Origin of the sequence: Rhodococcus sp. LB1 (genome assembly GCF_001583455.1) — a bacterium.
GTDB classification, from domain to species: domain Bacteria; phylum Actinomycetota; class Actinomycetes; order Mycobacteriales; family Mycobacteriaceae; genus Rhodococcus_F; species Rhodococcus_F opacus.
The window spans coordinates 65,309-79,541 of the sequence record NZ_LTCZ01000368.1 but is presented as its reverse complement, the minus strand read 5'-3'; the positions used below and the strand labels follow the sequence as shown (position 1 = coordinate 79,541).

Below are 14,233 nucleotides of genomic sequence, written 5' to 3'. Positions count from 1 at the left end.
ATGGCCCACCACGGCCGCGACCTCGCGGACCCTCTCACTCATCTCGCAGCCGTCGAACCCGACAGGAGTGTCGGCCCGTAATCAACGATTCGGGTCATCGGCGCGGCGTCAGCCACCTCGATTCGGAGCTTCGCGTCAACCGACGACGTGCACGTCGACGCCGTCCGCGAACCGATAGGGATGGGTGGACAGAACGGGGCCGAGGCTCTTCCGGAGACGGGAGATCTCGGCGCGCACGGCCACCACGTGGTCGCGGTCACCGAACAGTGCCACACTCAGTGACGCGGCATCGATTCCGGCGGAACCTGTTTCGGTCAACAGTCGCAGGATCTGCGCGTGGCGGGGTGAGAGGGCTCGGGTCCAGCTCGTGTCGCCTCGCACCGTTGCTCGCGGGGTGTCACCGAGATCGAGTTCCACTGCGATGGTCGTCGGTCTGCCTCCGCGTCGCACCAGCCAGCCGTCACCGAGCGGTTCCGGCATGCACAGCCCCAACCCGGGCACGAGCAGTGGCATGCCCGGGCACGGGGGTGACACCCGGTCGGGAACGGCGAGCCCGCGGGCGTCGGCGACCCAGCCGTGCCGGTCCACCACGAGCGCCGGACCGGCGGTCGCCCCGAGCACCGGTGCCGCATGACCGCGGAGCTTCTCGCGAGTGATCGTGTGCTCCTGCCACAGTGTGGCCTCGGCCAACCGGACCGCCGTCTGCACCAGTGCCACCGTCGTCGGATGAACCGACATCGCCGAGCCACTGATGTCGACGACGCCGAGTACCTCGCCGCTGCGTGGATCGTGCACCGGAGACCCGGTACACGACCACCCGCAGTGCGACCGTGCGTAGTGCTCTGCCGAGAACAGCTGCACGGGAGCATCTTCCACCAGCGCTGTTCCGATGGAATTCGTGCCCACCGACCTCTCGGACCAACGGGCGCCCTCCATGAACCCCAGCGCGTCGGCGGCCTTTCGCACGCCGCGTGACCCTTCGCGCCACAGCACCACCCCGTCGGCGTCCGCGATCACCACGATGAAGTTCGCGTCTTCCGCCACCTGGGTCAACGCGTTGCGAAGCTCGGGAAGGACCGATCGCAGGGCAGTTCGCGTACGCCGGGCCTCGACCTCGGCATAGTCGGCGAGCACCACGTCCTCGCAGCGGTCGGGGCTGACCCCGTCCGCTTGTAGCCGCGACCACGACCGGCCGACGACGTCGCGCGGTTGCGCGGGCGGTTGCCGTCCCGACAGCACGGCATCGTGCACTTGACTCAACAACCTCGCGTGCCGGGGTAGATCGACGCCCGAGCCGACCGCGGGAAGGCGGTGTCGAACCGAACCGGTGGTACTCACCCGGCCGAGCCTACCGGGGATGCGAGCGCTCGACCAGAGCCGGGTTCCACCCACTTCGATTGGGAGCGAACGTAATCGACAGCGGGCGGGGCAGCAGTGCAACCGACTGCAACCCTTGAATACCCGCCCTGGCGATGCTTGGCTCTCGTGTGAGGACCGTCACGATGGACAGGAGCTAGGGATGAGCATCAAGGGCAAAGTCGCGTTGATCACCGGCGCGGGCCAGGGCATCGGACGCGCGATCGCATTGCGATTGGCGTCGGACGGCGCCGACATCTCGCTCGTCGACGTCAACGGCGACCGGGTCGATGCGGTGGCCGACGAGGTCCGGGCGGTAGGCGTGAAGGCGATCTCACTGGTCGCCGACGTGACGGATCGCGATCAGGTGCAGTCTGCTGTCGACCGGACCGAGCGCGAACTGGGCGGCTTCGACATCATCGTCAACAACGCGGGAATCGCCCAGGTCAACCCGATCGCCGACGTGACACCGGAGGAGGTCTCACGCATCCTCGCCGTGAACGTCGAAGGCGTGCTGTGGGGAATCCAAGTCGGGGCAGCCAAGTTCCGAGCACGGGGACATGGTGGAAAGATCATCAACGCGTCGTCGATCGCCGGCCACGAGGGATTCCCGATGCTCGGCGTGTATTCGGCGACCAAGTTCGCCGTCCGCGGACTCACCCAGGCCGCGGCGAAGGAGTACGCGTCCGACGGCATCACCGTCAACGCCTACTGCCCCGGCGTCGTCGGCACCGACATGTGGGTCACCATCGACGAGCGGTTCTCGGCCCTCACCGGCGCACCGAAGGGCGCCACGTTCGAGAAGTTCGTCGGCGGCATCGCCCTCGGACGCGCGCAGACACCCGAGGACGTCGCCGCGTACGTGTCGTATCTGGCCGGGCCGGATTCCGACTACATGACCGGGCAGGCGGGACTGATCGACGGCGGTCTGGTGTATCGATAGGCAGCCACTCGCTGCCGGGTTTCACGCTCGGATCCACGGGTAGACGGACGTAGTGGTGATGCGACAGCGCGTCCGGGGATGAAAGGGGCAGCCGTGGACGTCGACGACCTGGTGGAGCGCACCGCTCGGTTGCGCTTCGATCTGCAAGCACTCGAGAACCGCATCAAGGAGTTGACCGACGCGTTCGACACACTCGACCGCACAACCGACGGCGCTTCGAAGGAACAGGTGATCGACAGCCTCAGCGATGCCCGGCTCGACCTGAGCACCGCGGACAGGCACCTCGAGACCGCGGTTCGAAACGCGGAGAGGCTGTCGACCGGCTGAACCCTGCGTCGGACGACGGGCTCGTCATGTCGTCGACCCCCGCGCACCCCACACAACCCGATCCCACCAACTGCTGAGCGGACTGGGGTCCGGCCACCGGATGGGCTCGTCCTCGCGCAGTTCCGTAACGCGACGTTGCGCACTCTGATTCGACGATCCGTCTTCTTCTCGACGCACAGCACTGCACCTCCCGAATTCCTGCGCACCCGTCACGGCGGCGGGCGCGGCCCACTGTGCAATCCGGAATTTAGCACCGCGGCGTCCGAACGACCAGCTTCCGACGCAGTAACCATTCGATAGCGGCCATCCAGGTTTCGGCTGACACCACCGGAACTGGCACTCAAGATTGCCGAGTGCTAAATTTCTTCTGCACAGTGATTGAGGTGCTCGCCGAGGTGGCGGGCCATTTTGACGATCACGGGAGGTGTGTTGCTGTGCTGCGTTCCGATCGACTCGCCGAGGCTCGGCCGATGACCCGATCTTTGCTGGAAGTCCACAACGGATCGTCGCGACACAATCCCGACAGCCCCCCCGGCACGATTCTCCCGGCTCGCCAGACCACAGCACCTGCAGGGCGAACACTGGAGCGACATCTCGGTCATGCTGGGGGCACTGTCGATAGTAATGTTCTGGACGTTCGGATTCGGCATCGTTCTCGGCGTCTGCGCCATCGCTGCCGGCATCGCCGCCAACCACCACCCTGCCGTCGAAGGAAGCGAGCCCAAGTCTCTGGAAGCACTGCTGGGCATTCTCACCGGTGCTTTCGGAATCGCCGCCGGCACAGTCTTTCTCACCGCGGCGCTCCCACACCTCTGACATTCGTCACAAATCTGGCCCGGCACCCGGCGAGGATCAACTCGCGGGTGCCGGGCCAGGTGACGGCTGATCGGCCGGGGCCGATCAACCGTGATCAGTCGAGGTCGAACCGGTCGAGGTTCATCACCTTGTTCCAGGCAGATACGAAGTCCTGCGCGAACTTCTGCTGCGCGTCGTCGGTGGCATACACCTCGGCGAGAGCGCGCAGTTGCGAGTTCGAACCGAAGACGAGATCGACGGCGGTGGCGGTCCACTTGGCGTCACCCGTGACACGATCGGTGCCTTCGTAGACGTTCTCCGCCGAGGCCGAGCCCTTCCACTGCGTACCCATGTCGAGGAGGTTGACGAAGAAGTCGTTGGTCAACGCCTCGGGCCGGTCGGTGAAGACGCCGTGCTTCGTTCGGCCGAAGTTGGCGTTCAGTGCGCGCAGGCCGCCGACGAGAACCGTCATTTCCGGAGCGGTCAGGTTCAACATGTAGGCCCGGTCGACCAGAAGTGCCTCGGCAGGCAACTTCTCCCCTTCTCGGAGGTAGTTGCGGAACCCGTCGGCCCTCGGCTCGAGTACGGCGAACGACTCCACATCGGTCTGCTCCTGCGTGGCGTCGGTACGCCCAGGCGTGAACGGGACCGTGATGTCGTGGCCGGCGTTCTTCGCCGCCTTCTCGACCGCCGCGGCGCCGGCCAGCACGATCAGGTCCGCGAGCGAGACCTTCACCCCGCCGGACTGGGACGAGTTGAAGTCCTGCTGGATCTGTTCGAGGGTCTGCAGGACCGTGGCCAGCTCGGTGGGGTTGTTGATCTCCCAATCCTTCTGCGGCGCAAGCCGGATTCGCGCCCCGTTGGCGCCGCCACGCATGTCGGTGCTGCGGTGGGTCGCTGCCGACGCCCAGGCGGTCGACACGAGCTGGGAGATGGACAGGCCCGAGTCGAGGATCTTGCCCTTGAGCGCGGCGATCTCGCTGTCACCGATCAGCTGGTGATCGACTGCGGGGACCGGGTCCTGCCACAGCTGCGCCTCCGGAACCCACGGGCCGAGGTAGCGCGTGACGGGCCCCATGTCGCGGTGCAGAAGCTTGTACCACGCCTTGGCGAACTCCTCGGCGAACTCCTCCGGGTGATCGAGCCAACGCCGGGTGATCTTCTCGTAGGCCGGGTCGATGCGCAGGGAGAGGTCCGTGGTCAGCATCGTGGGAGCACGCCCCGCCGACGAATCGAAGGGGTCGGGGATCGTGCCCGCGCCCGCGCCGTCCTTGGCGGTCCACTGCCAGGCACCCGCGGGACTCTTGGTCAGCTCCCACTCGTAGCCGTACAGGACTTCGAGGAAGCTGTTGTCCCACTTCGTCGGTGTGGGGGTCCACACGACCTCGAGACCACTGGTGATCGCGTCCTTGCCGACGCCGGTGCCGTAGGCACTCTTCCAGCCCAGGCCCTGCTGCTCGATCGGGGCACCTTCCGGTTCCGGACCGACCAGGTCGGCGTCGCCTGCGCCGTGGGTCTTGCCGAAGGTGTGGCCGCCTGCGATCAGCGCGGCGGTCTCCACGTCGTTCATCGCCATGCGGGCGAAAGTCTCCCGGATGTCGCGGGCGGCTGCCAGCGGATCCGGCTGGCCATTGGGTCCCTCCGGGTTCACGTAGATGAGACCCATCTGCACGGCCCCGAGCGGACCCGAGAGTTCGCGATCGCCGCTGTAGCGCTCGTCGCCCAGCCAGGTGTCCTCGGGACCCCAGTACATCTCCTCGGGCTCCCAGATGTCCTCGCGGCCGAATCCGAACCCGAAGGTCTTGAACCCCATCGACTCCAGGGCGCAGTTGCCGGCGAAGACGAGGAGGTCCGCCCACGAAATCTGCTTGCCGTACTTCTGCTTCACCGGCCAGAGCAGCCGGCGGGCCTTGTCGAGGCTCGCGTTGTCGGGCCAGCTGTTGAGAGGGGCGAAACGCTGGGCGCCCTGACCGCCACCGCCGCGACCGTCCGCGATGCGGTAGGTGCCGGCGGCGTGCCAGCTCATCCGGATGAAGAGGCCGCCGTAGTGGCCGTAGTCGGCGGGCCACCAGTCCTGCGAGGTCGTCATGAGATCGATGACGTCGCGCTTGAGCGCCTCGACGTCGAGCTTGGCGAACTCCTCGGCGTAGTCGAAGTCCTCGCCCATCGGGTTCGACTTCGACGTGTGGGCGTGCAACACCGACAGCTCCGGCTGGTTCGGCCACCAGTCGCGGTTCGTCCTCGGGCGGTTCGCCGCCGGAGTGGGAGACGGGATTACGGGGTTTTCACTTTCACTGGTGCTCTGAGTGTTTCCCTCATGAGCGACCGGGCAGCTATCGGACACAACATTCCTTCCGGGAGAGACCAAATTGGGCTGTGGTCATGGGTTCGATCGAGAAGTCTGTGATGTCGAGCAGTCGGGGCACAGACCCCAGTAGATGACCTCGGCCTCCTCGACGAGGAAACCGTTGTCGTCGGACGCAGTCAGGCAGGGCGCCTCGCCGACGGCACAGTCGACGTCCGCAATGACCCCACACGACCGGCAGATGACGTGGTGGTGATTGTCTCCGACCCGCGACTCGTACCGAGCAACGGAGCCGGGCGGCTGAATCCGCCGCACCAATCCCACAGCGGTCACTGCGTGCAGCACGTCGTACACGGCCTGCCGGGACACCCCTTCCAGAACGGTGCGCACCGCTCCGAAAATCGTCTCCGTATCGGCATGTGGACGCGCGTGCACGGCCTCCAACACCGCGACCCGCGGGCGGGTCACGCGAAGCTCAGCCCCGCGCAGCAGCGCTGCGTAATCCGGCATCGACGGCACCCACCCACTATGACTTACTTTTCTGGACTCAGCCAAGACTTTGCGGAAACAATTTGCCGTGACTTCGACTCACGCATACATGGTCCGTTGGCCCACCGCGGCTCCGGCACACCTTTCAGGGAAGGTCGAAGGTGACCACGACCGAGGGCACCGAATCCGTCGAAGACAGTCCGATCGTGCCGCCCGACGGCACGAGGGAGAGTCCGCCACCTCCGCCGCCCGGTGGCTCGTTCGCCTCGCCGGTGCCACCGATCCGTCCCCCGGCGGCGCCCCCACCACCGCCGTACCAGCCGGCCCCACCTCCGCCCCCGGCCCCGATCCCGTCACCGACGGCCGCCGGGAGCGTCGCCCCGGAACTTCCTGCGCTGCCGCCGTATCCGGGACCACCGGCAAGCCCCGCCGGGCTCGACCCGTCGGATCCGAACACGCCCTGTCCGCCGCCCTGCGCGAACGAGCCGTAGCCCGACGGTGTCGCGCCGCCGCGCGCACCGCCTCCCGGCGCTCCCGCATCGCCGCCGGGCGACACCATCCCGCTCGCGGTCGACGCGCCGCCGCCTCCTCCGGCCGCGATGACCAGCGGCAGTTCGATTCGATGCGGAACCAGCACGCTCGACCTTCCGGTATCGAGGACGACGGCCGAAAGACCTCCCCCGTCGCCGCCGTTGATGTTCGGCGGAGTGGTGTTGCGGCGCCAGTCGGTGGTGCCGCCGCTGCCCCCGCCGCCCTCGACCTGCGTCAGAGCGTCCGACCCGCCGCCGTGCCCGTTCTCGCCGACCCGGACGTACACCGTCGATCCCGGAACGAGCCACGCGTCACCACCGGCTACCGCTCCCCGGCCGCCGGAAGCGACCGTGCTGCAACAACTGTCACCGCCTCGGCCGCCGACCGCCTCGATGTGCACCTTCCGGACACCGTCCGGAATCCTCAGCGGCACACCGTGAATGCCTCCGGAAGGAGACACTGCGCCGGTACTGTCGGCATACGTGCAGGTGACCGTCTTCTGGGACTGGACGCACTGCGACGGCAACTCCGCCGCTGCCACTCCCGAACCCGCGAAGACCGCCAGCCCGCTCGCGGCGGAACTCACCGCCGCGGCCATACCGAGACGCCGCACCTTCGACACCGACCCCATACGCTCACCCTCCCCGGTCGCGCACCGGCCCTGTGACCGGTTCCCACTCGACTGTAACCGCGCACCACATACCACGCACGATTCTTCGATACGGCACGGCCGCAACGTGACTGGGAGTGCCCGCCCCTTTCAGGTGCGAGCGACGACGAGATGGGTCGAGTAACGTGGTGATTCCGAGGATGAGTGCCGACGGCCAGTCCCGCATTCACCTTCGGCCTCCTCCCCACGCGATTCGTCGCCGGTGTGCGCCTTGCGTGCGAGCCTGTCAGTACCAGTACTGTCGTCCGCCGACCTTGCGGCCCCGCAATCCGACGAGCAGGAGAACGACGCCGACGACGCCGACGACGAGGCCTGCGATCCACAGTGACGAGATCTTGACGATCAGGCCGATGACGATGAGAACCACACCGATTGCGATCATGATCGATTCCTTCGTGGGGGTGAACGAATAGTAAGCGCAGAATGCGGCCCGGCGTCAGGAAACGCGCTCCGGCCCGGTGTCGCCCGGGGAGACGATGCCGTGATCGAAGGCGTACACGATGGCGGCCGCGCGGTCGCGGAGATCGAGTTTGAGGAAGATGTGCCCGACGTGACTCTTGACGGTCACGCCCGAGATACCCAGCTCACGCCCGATCTCACTGTTGCTGTGCCCACGCCCGATGAGCGCGAGCACATCGAGTTCTCGCGCGGTCAACTCGGCGAGGCGGCTGCTGCCGCCGTCGGACGACGGCGCGACGGTGCGATACGTGGCGAGAACGCGTCCGGTCACCGCGGGGTCGAGGCAGGCGCCACCCTCGGCAACGGTGCGTACGGCGCGTATCAGGTCCTCGGCCGGCGAATCCTTGAGGATGAAACCCGCCGCACCTGCGCGGACCGATCCGGACAGCAGTTCGTCGTCGTCGAACGTGGTGAGCACCAGCACCGGCGGCGGCTGGACGCCCGACCGGAGATCGCGGGTCGCGCGGATCCCGTCGACTTTCTTCATCCGCAGGTCCATGAGCACGACGTCCGGGGTGTGCTCCGCCACGGCGCCCGGCACCTCCGAGCCGTCGGCGCATTCGCCGACGATCACGAAGCCGTCCTTGCGCCGCAGGATACGGCGCAACCCCGACCGCACCAGTTCCTGGTCGTCGACCAGCAGCACCCTGATCTCCGGGCCCGTCACGACAGCCCTGGGATGTGACGGAGGATCGCCGGCCGGCAGGAGTCTCGGGGCAGTGGGACCGCGGCGCGCACCGACCATCCCCTGCCGTCCGGGCCGGCGCGGAGTTTGCCACCGAGCAGCGCCGCGCGCTCGCGCATGCCCCGCAGACCGGAACCGAGTGAGCCGTTCGGTGGGGTTACCCGGTCTCGGGTCGGGTTGCGGATTTCCAGCGTCACGCGTTCCGGCTCGATCGTGAGTCGCACGTCGGCACTGGCACCGGGTGCGTGTTTGGCGACGTTCGCCAGCGACTCCTGCGTGATGCGGTAGATGCCGAGACCGACTGCACCGGACACCGCGGAGAGGTCCCCGCGCATGTCGAAGGCAACCGGCAGACCCGCACGGCGGAAGTCGTCGATCAGATCGGGAAGATCGGCGACACCCGGCTCGGGGCGGGTGCCCGCCGGACCTGCGTCGAGCAACCCGACGGTGCGCCGGATGTCGGCCATCGCCTGCCGCCCGAGTCGCTCGGCGTCGGAGAGCGCGTCCACTGCGTCGTCGACGTCGCGGTCCTGCTCGAGCGCGCGACGGGCCGCGGTCAGATGCAGCAACGTGATGCTCAGCGAGTGGGCGATGACGTCGTGAACCTCGCGAGCGATTCGCTGGCGCTCACGGGTGGCGGCTTGCTCGGATTGGATCGCCTTCGAGGCCCGCTCCTGGTGAAGGAGGCGCAACTGCGTGAGCATCAGGTAACCGAAGGCCCAGCCCAGCACGACTCCGGCGAGAGCGTAAGGCGCACCGTCGAGTCGGCCCGTCAGTGCAAACGCAGACAGGACTGCCATCGCGGCAGCCAAGGTGGCGAGGCTGACGGCCAGTGACGCCGTTGCCGCGACCTCGGCGGTCAGGATCACCAGGATGAGCGGAGCGAAGTCGAACGCGGTGTCGGGCTGCTGCAGGAGCAACAGTGCGGCCGCCGCGATGACGACGACGGCCAGGAACGGACGCGGAAGCACCACCCCCGGTCTGATCATGTCTCCCGCAACGGGGGTCACCGCGGCGACCAGGCCACACAGCAGGACCCACCCCGGCGGCACGAAGCCGTCGCGTTGCGCGACAGCCGCACCGGCGATGGCAACGACGGCGATGTGCGCGAACACCGGCACAGCGAGCGGGTAGTCGTACTCACTCTCCGCCACGCGTCGACGAAAAAATGCCGTCACCTGCACACGACCAGCGTAGGCGAAGACCCACCCACAGCGCGTCCTCTCCGGAGCGGAGACACCCTCCGCCCACGGTAGGAGACGAGAACGCGACCGTGGCACGGCGAAACCGCCGCCGCGAATCCGTAGCGTTGCCGTCATCAGCGGAACTACGGAGGTGGCCGAGATGTCGTGGAACGATTTCCGCGCACGCCGGGCGGTACTGGAAGAGATACTGGCGCGGGCGCACGCCGACCCCGCACTGGCGTTGCGGTTCGACGAAGTGCCCGGCGCGATAGAGCTTTTCGGCTCGGCCGACAACATCCTGCTCTCACTTCAGCACCGGTGGAGCAATCACCTCGCGGCCCGCCTCGACCAGGCGGTCGAGGACGGCACCCCTCTGAATGCGACGTGGAAAGCGCTGGCCGCCGAGCAACCGGTGTTGCGCGCGCTCCTCGACGCCGCGGCCGCCTCGTCCCTGCCGTTGCGCGGGTCTCAGCGCGCGGAGCAGCGGATGATCGAGGCCCACCACACCGGACGCCTGTCCGGCCACGGGATCGTGCAGCGACCGATCGGCGCGCGAACGCCGACGATGACCCCCGCGTGACAGCGGGGCAGCTGGCGTCGGGTTTCGCTAAGGGTGCGCGAAGGCGGCCTCGAACGCGTCGAGCGCGTCGTCCGGATCGTTCTCCGCCCACCCTTCGAGTCCCACGACGCCGGTGTAGCCGATGTCGCGGAGGGCCGCGGCGACAGCCGGGTAGTGGATTTCGCCGGTTCCGGGTTCGCAGCGTCCGGGGACGTCGGCGACCTGGATCTCCCCTATGTAGGGCAGCGCCTTTCGGACGAGTTCGATGAGGTTCCCCTCGCCGATCTGGGCATGATAGAGATCGAGATTCATGCGTAGGTGTGGGCTGTCGACCGCCTGGACGAGAGCGAGAGTGTCGGCCGCGGTCGCGAACGGGGTACCGGGATGATCGACGGCGAGGTTGAGGTTCTCGAGCGTGAACACCCGCCCCGCCTGTTCGCCGAGTTCGGCGACCTTCCGCAGGGTGTCGGCGGCGGTGAGCCACATTGCGGGCGTGACCGTTTCGACCGGCCGGACGGGCAGGCCCCGGTTGTCGAGTCCGGTTCCGTGCAGGTTCAACCGCGGGCAGTCGAGCCGTTTCGCAACATCGAGGGACTGCTGCGCCGTGGTGAGCAGCGCCTCGATGCCGTCGGGTTCGGTGAGGTTGCCCTCCAGATAGCCCGTCATCGAGGAGAATTCGGCGCCGACGGCGGCGAGGGCGTCGATGTCCTTGGTGGACCAGTCCCAGATCTCGACCTGGAGTCCGCGTTCGGCGATGCGGTGCACGCGGTCCAGGAACGGCAGGTCGAGGTAGAGCATTTCGGCGCTGGCGGCGAGCGTGTACGTGGCCATCGGTGTCACCCGTCCAGGTCGACGGCGGAGCCGGTCTCGACGCTGCGGATGGCGGCGAGTGCGATCGACAGCGCGGTGCGGGCGTCCTGGCCTGTGACGACGGCCGGTGTGTGGGTGCGGATCGCGTCGACGAAGGCGGTCAGTTCCCCCACGTACGCGGAGTGCAGGAGGTCGGTGTCGCGGCGCGCGGTGTCGGCGTGCAGCCCGGCGGGGCCGTAATAGGTCATGTCGGTGCTGAGCCCGCTGCCTGCGGTGACCATGCCGCCGGAGCCGAATACCTCGGCGCGCACGTCGTATCCGTACAGCGCGCTGAAGCTCGCCTCGGCCGTGGCGATGGCACCGTTGTCGAATTGAACGGTCACCACTGCGGTGTCGAGGTGGCCCGCGCTCTTGGCGTCCGGTCGCACCAGGGCGTCGGCGACCGCGTGCACCCGCACCGGGCGTGCGCCGGGGTTGAGGAAGCAGAGCGTGTCGAAGTCGTGAATGAGCGTTTCGAGGAAGATCGTCCACTGCGGAACACGTGCCGGATCGGCGGTGTACGGCCCGGGATCGCGGGTCAGCGAACGCAGCAACTGCGGGGTTCCGACCTTCTGCGCGTCGATCGCGGCGCGGGCGGCGGCGAATCCGGGAGCGAATCGGCGATTGAACCCGACCTGCAGGACGATGCCGGCGTCGGCGGCCGCCGCGATGGCGCGGTCGGCGTCGGCGAGGGTCACTGCCATCGGCTTCTCGACGAACACGTGCTTGCCGCCGGCCGCGGCCGCGACGACCAGGTCCGTGTGACTCCGCGCGGGGGCGGTGATCAGCACCGCATCGACCTCGTCGCTGGTGAGGACGTCGTCGACGGTCGTGGTGGCGAGCGGCGCCCCCAACGTGGTGGCGAGACGCTGCGCGGCCTCGCCGACCGGGTCGCTGACCGCGACGAGCGACGCCCCCGAGACCAGGCGGGCCACGATCTCCGCGTGATTCGAGCCGATGCGTCCGGCACCGATCAACGCGATGCGTACCGAGTGGGAAGCGGGCGCCGTCGAGTGGACGGCTGCGGCTTCGGTGAGTGACATGGGTGCGCTCCAGTGCAGTGGAAGGGGGAGGTCGAAGCGAACTAGTACGTTCTAGTTCTAGACCGTAGAACTCGTGCGATCATTGGTCAAGAGCAGCTTCGAGCGGAACAGCCCGGGGCCCGGAAGACAGGAGCCGTGCACGTGGTCGAACCGGTGGCGGGATCGACCGGTGGCGCTCGTCCGACGATGGGCGACGTAGCGCGCGCAGCAGGAGTCTCCACAGCGCTCGTCTCGATCGTGATGCGCGGCGTTCCCGGCGCCAGCGAGGCCACTCGCAGGCGCGTGCTCGACATCGCCGACGAGATGGGCTACGTGCCGGATCGGCGCGCACAGAAACTGCGCCAGGCCAGTTCCCGGTTGCTCGGCGTCGTCTTCGAACTGCAGCAGCCGTTCCACGGCGACCTCGTCGAACAGATCTACGCCGCGGCCACCCGCCGGGGTTACGACGTGATGCTCAGCGCGGTCGCCCCGAGCCGTGCCGAGAAGGTCGCCGTCCAGGCGCTCATGCGGGAGCGCTGCGAGGCCGCGATCCTCCTCGGCACCCGGTTCGACACCGATGCGCTCGGCGCCCTGGCCGATCGCGTGCCCACCCTCGTCGTGGCGCGCGCAAGCGGCCTGCCCGGCGTCGGTGCCGTGCGGGGCGACGACGTCGCCGGCATCACCCTGGCCGTCGACCATCTCACCGAACTCGGGCACCGGAACATCGCCCACATCGACGGCGCCGACGCGCCCGGCGGTGCCGACCGGCGGGCCGGTTTCCTGGCCGCGATGGACCGGCACGGACTGTCGGCTTCGGCAACGGTCGTGGCGGGCGGCACGACGGAAACCGAAGGCGCAGAAGGCATGCACAAACTTCTGGAACTGCCCACTCCCCCGACCGCCGTCGTCGCCTTCAACGACCGATGTGCGACCGGCGTGCTCGACCTACTGGTCCGCCGTGGCCGGGACGTGCCCGCGGACATCTCCGTCGTGGGCTATGACGACTCCCGCCTGGCGAGGATTCCGCACGTGCAGATGACGACGATCTCGCAGGACGCCACGCACATGGCCGAAGCCGCCGTCGACGGAGCGCTGGCTCAGATCGCCGGCGACAAGGCGATCGACCTCGTGCTCGCGCCGCACCTCGTCCGCCGCGCGACCACCGGCCCTGTCGCACAGGTCAGGAGCCTACGTAACTGATGTCGAGATGCGACCGATGAGCATCAGAGTGGGCCCAAGCGGGCCCTGAGCAGGCAGAACTCATTGCCTTCGGGGTCGGCCAGGACATGCCACTGCTCCTGCCCTGTCTGGCCGATGTCGGCCGGGCGCGCACCGAGCTTCAGAAGGCGGTCGAGCTCGGCGTCCTGATCGCGGTCGGTGGCGTTGACGTCGATGTGCAGCCGGGATTTGCCCTTCTCCGGCTCGTCCCTGCGACTGAGGATGATCGTCGGCTGCGGACCGCCGAACCCTTCGCGCGGTCCGATCTCCACCGAGCCGTCGTCCTCGCGATCGAGCACGACGAAGTCGAGGACCTCGCACCAGAACCGCGCCAGCACCTCAGGGTCGCGGCAACCGAGCACGAGTTCACTGATACGACATGCCATTAACGACACCTGCTCTCGGCAAGGCCGTTGGCCATGCGGTAGGGAAGCTGACTTCGAGACACGACGTGGATCCCCTGCCCGATACTAGGCCGACGACCAGACACCGAGTTCGTTGCCACTCGGATCGGTGAAGTGGAAGCGGCGCCCGCCGGGAAAGTCGTACGGGCCGTTGACGACGGTGCCGCCCGCCGCCCGCACCGCATCCACCGACGCGTCGAGATCCACCGAGTACAGCAGCACCAGCGGTCCGCCTGCCGGCTTCCGTTCCGGCACCTGCAGCAGGCCGCCGACCTCCTCACCGTCCGCACCGACGATGCCCGCGTACTGCGGGCCGTAGGAGTTGAACTCCCAGTCGAATGCCGAGCGGTAGAACGCTTCCGCGTCCGCGAGGTCCGTGACCGACAACTCCACGTAGTTCAGTCGATGATGATCTGCGGCAGAAGGTGACATGCCGG

16 protein-coding genes are annotated in these 14,233 nt (G+C 67.9%); 5 read left to right on the top strand and 11 right to left on the bottom strand.

From position 1 onward, the window contains the following. Positions 1-135: 135 nt before the first annotated feature. Positions 136-1,338, bottom strand: coding sequence for a GAF domain-containing protein (locus tag AZG88_RS36010; protein ID WP_197487990.1), 1,203 nt, complete (start codon positions 1,336-1,338; stop codon positions 136-138). Between the two features lie 181 nt (positions 1,339-1,519). Between AZG88_RS36010 and AZG88_RS36005 the strand changes: the two genes are divergently transcribed. The 3 genes from AZG88_RS36005 (at position 1,520) to AZG88_RS35995 (ending at position 3,442) form a co-directional block, all read left to right on the top strand. Next, complete coding sequence (locus AZG88_RS36005) at positions 1,520-2,299, top strand: acetoin reductase (RefSeq protein ID WP_005243585.1); 780 nt, start codon at positions 1,520-1,522, stop codon at positions 2,297-2,299. A 93-nt stretch (positions 2,300-2,392) separates the two neighbouring features. Continuing rightward, positions 2,393-2,626 (top strand): hypothetical protein, encoded by a 234-nt coding sequence (locus tag AZG88_RS36000; RefSeq protein ID WP_005243586.1) that lies wholly within the window; start codon positions 2,393-2,395, stop codon positions 2,624-2,626. A 516-nt stretch (positions 2,627-3,142) separates the two neighbouring features. Further along, complete coding sequence (locus tag AZG88_RS35995) at positions 3,143-3,442, top strand: hypothetical protein (protein ID WP_061700466.1); 300 nt, start codon at positions 3,143-3,145, stop codon at positions 3,440-3,442. Between the two features lie 94 nt (positions 3,443-3,536). On the opposite strand, the gene katG is transcribed toward AZG88_RS35995, so the two are convergent. The 6 genes from katG to AZG88_RS35970 form a co-directional block, all read right to left on the bottom strand. After that, positions 3,537-5,765, bottom strand: a complete 2,229-nt coding sequence (gene katG, locus AZG88_RS35990) for a catalase/peroxidase HPI (RefSeq protein WP_005243589.1) — start codon at positions 5,763-5,765, stop codon at positions 3,537-3,539. Between the two features lie 36 nt (positions 5,766-5,801). Beyond that, positions 5,802-6,245, bottom strand: a complete 444-nt coding sequence (locus tag AZG88_RS35985; protein ID WP_005243590.1) for a Fur family transcriptional regulator — start codon at positions 6,243-6,245, stop codon at positions 5,802-5,804. A gap of 115 nt (positions 6,246-6,360) precedes the next feature. Continuing rightward, positions 6,361-7,377 carry a hypothetical protein gene (locus AZG88_RS35980; protein ID WP_156517702.1) on the bottom strand — a complete coding sequence of 339 codons (1,017 nt, stop codon included), beginning with the start codon at positions 7,375-7,377 and terminating at the stop codon, positions 6,361-6,363. 265 nt (positions 7,378-7,642) lie between these two features. Further along, positions 7,643-7,798 (bottom strand): hypothetical protein, encoded by a 156-nt coding sequence (locus tag AZG88_RS53100; protein WP_005243594.1) that lies wholly within the window; start codon positions 7,796-7,798, stop codon positions 7,643-7,645. 54 nt (positions 7,799-7,852) lie between these two features. After that, complete coding sequence (locus AZG88_RS35975; RefSeq protein WP_061700471.1) at positions 7,853-8,521, bottom strand: response regulator; 669 nt, start codon at positions 8,519-8,521, stop codon at positions 7,853-7,855. A 17-nt stretch (positions 8,522-8,538) separates the two neighbouring features. Next, positions 8,539-9,879 (bottom strand): sensor histidine kinase, encoded by a 1,341-nt coding sequence (locus AZG88_RS35970; RefSeq protein WP_061700465.1) that lies wholly within the window; start codon positions 9,877-9,879, stop codon positions 8,539-8,541. A gap of 16 nt (positions 9,880-9,895) precedes the next feature. Here AZG88_RS35970 and AZG88_RS35965 point away from each other — a divergent pair, with 16 nt between their 5' ends. After that, positions 9,896-10,324 carry a hypothetical protein gene (locus AZG88_RS35965; RefSeq protein WP_061042425.1) on the top strand — a complete coding sequence of 143 codons (429 nt, stop codon included), beginning with the start codon at positions 9,896-9,898 and terminating at the stop codon, positions 10,322-10,324. Positions 10,325-10,351: 27 nt separating this feature from the next. On the opposite strand, the gene AZG88_RS35960 is transcribed toward AZG88_RS35965, so the two are convergent. After that, positions 10,352-11,134: a TIM barrel protein gene (locus tag AZG88_RS35960; protein ID WP_061700470.1), complete on the bottom strand. Its 783-nt coding sequence runs from the start codon at positions 11,132-11,134 to the stop codon at positions 10,352-10,354. 5 nt (positions 11,135-11,139) lie between these two features. Continuing rightward, positions 11,140-12,195, bottom strand: a complete 1,056-nt coding sequence (locus AZG88_RS35955) for a Gfo/Idh/MocA family oxidoreductase (RefSeq protein ID WP_061700464.1) — start codon at positions 12,193-12,195, stop codon at positions 11,140-11,142. 141 nt (positions 12,196-12,336) lie between these two features. Between AZG88_RS35955 and AZG88_RS35950 the strand changes: the two genes are divergently transcribed. Beyond that, positions 12,337-13,374: a LacI family DNA-binding transcriptional regulator gene (locus tag AZG88_RS35950; protein ID WP_025431987.1), complete on the top strand. Its 1,038-nt coding sequence runs from the start codon at positions 12,337-12,339 to the stop codon at positions 13,372-13,374. A gap of 23 nt (positions 13,375-13,397) precedes the next feature. Here AZG88_RS35950 and AZG88_RS35945 read toward each other — a convergent pair whose 3' ends face one another. Continuing rightward, complete coding sequence (locus AZG88_RS35945; protein WP_005258437.1) at positions 13,398-13,778, bottom strand: VOC family protein; 381 nt, start codon at positions 13,776-13,778, stop codon at positions 13,398-13,400. 84 nt (positions 13,779-13,862) lie between these two features. Further along, positions 13,863-14,228, bottom strand: a complete 366-nt coding sequence (locus tag AZG88_RS35940; protein ID WP_005243602.1) for a VOC family protein — start codon at positions 14,226-14,228, stop codon at positions 13,863-13,865. Positions 14,229-14,233: the final 5 nt, after the last annotated feature.

What these genes read in the sequence shown, in the direction of transcription:
- AZG88_RS35980 (WP_156517702.1), bottom strand. Translation starts at nt 7,377, where the DNA reads ATGGGGTCGGTGTCGAAGGTGCGGCGTCTCGGTATGGCCGCGGCGGTG.
- AZG88_RS35940 (WP_005243602.1), bottom strand. Translation starts at nt 14,228, where the DNA reads ATGTCACCTTCTGCCGCAGATCATCATCGACTGAACTACGTGGAGTTG.
- AZG88_RS35955 (WP_061700464.1), bottom strand. Translation starts at nt 12,195, where the DNA reads ATGTCACTCACCGAAGCCGCAGCCGTCCACTCGACGGCGCCCGCTTCC.
- AZG88_RS53100 (WP_005243594.1), bottom strand. Translation starts at nt 7,798, where the DNA reads ATGATCGCAATCGGTGTGGTTCTCATCGTCATCGGCCTGATCGTCAAG.
- AZG88_RS35945 (WP_005258437.1), bottom strand. Translation starts at nt 13,778, where the DNA reads ATGGCATGTCGTATCAGTGAACTCGTGCTCGGTTGCCGCGACCCTGAG.
- AZG88_RS35960 (WP_061700470.1), bottom strand. Translation starts at nt 11,134, where the DNA reads ATGGCCACGTACACGCTCGCCGCCAGCGCCGAAATGCTCTACCTCGAC.
- AZG88_RS36005 (WP_005243585.1), top strand. Translation starts at nt 1,520, where the DNA reads ATGAGCATCAAGGGCAAAGTCGCGTTGATCACCGGCGCGGGCCAGGGC.
- AZG88_RS35970 (WP_061700465.1), bottom strand. Translation starts at nt 9,879, where the DNA reads ATGACGGCAACGCTACGGATTCGCGGCGGCGGTTTCGCCGTGCCACGG.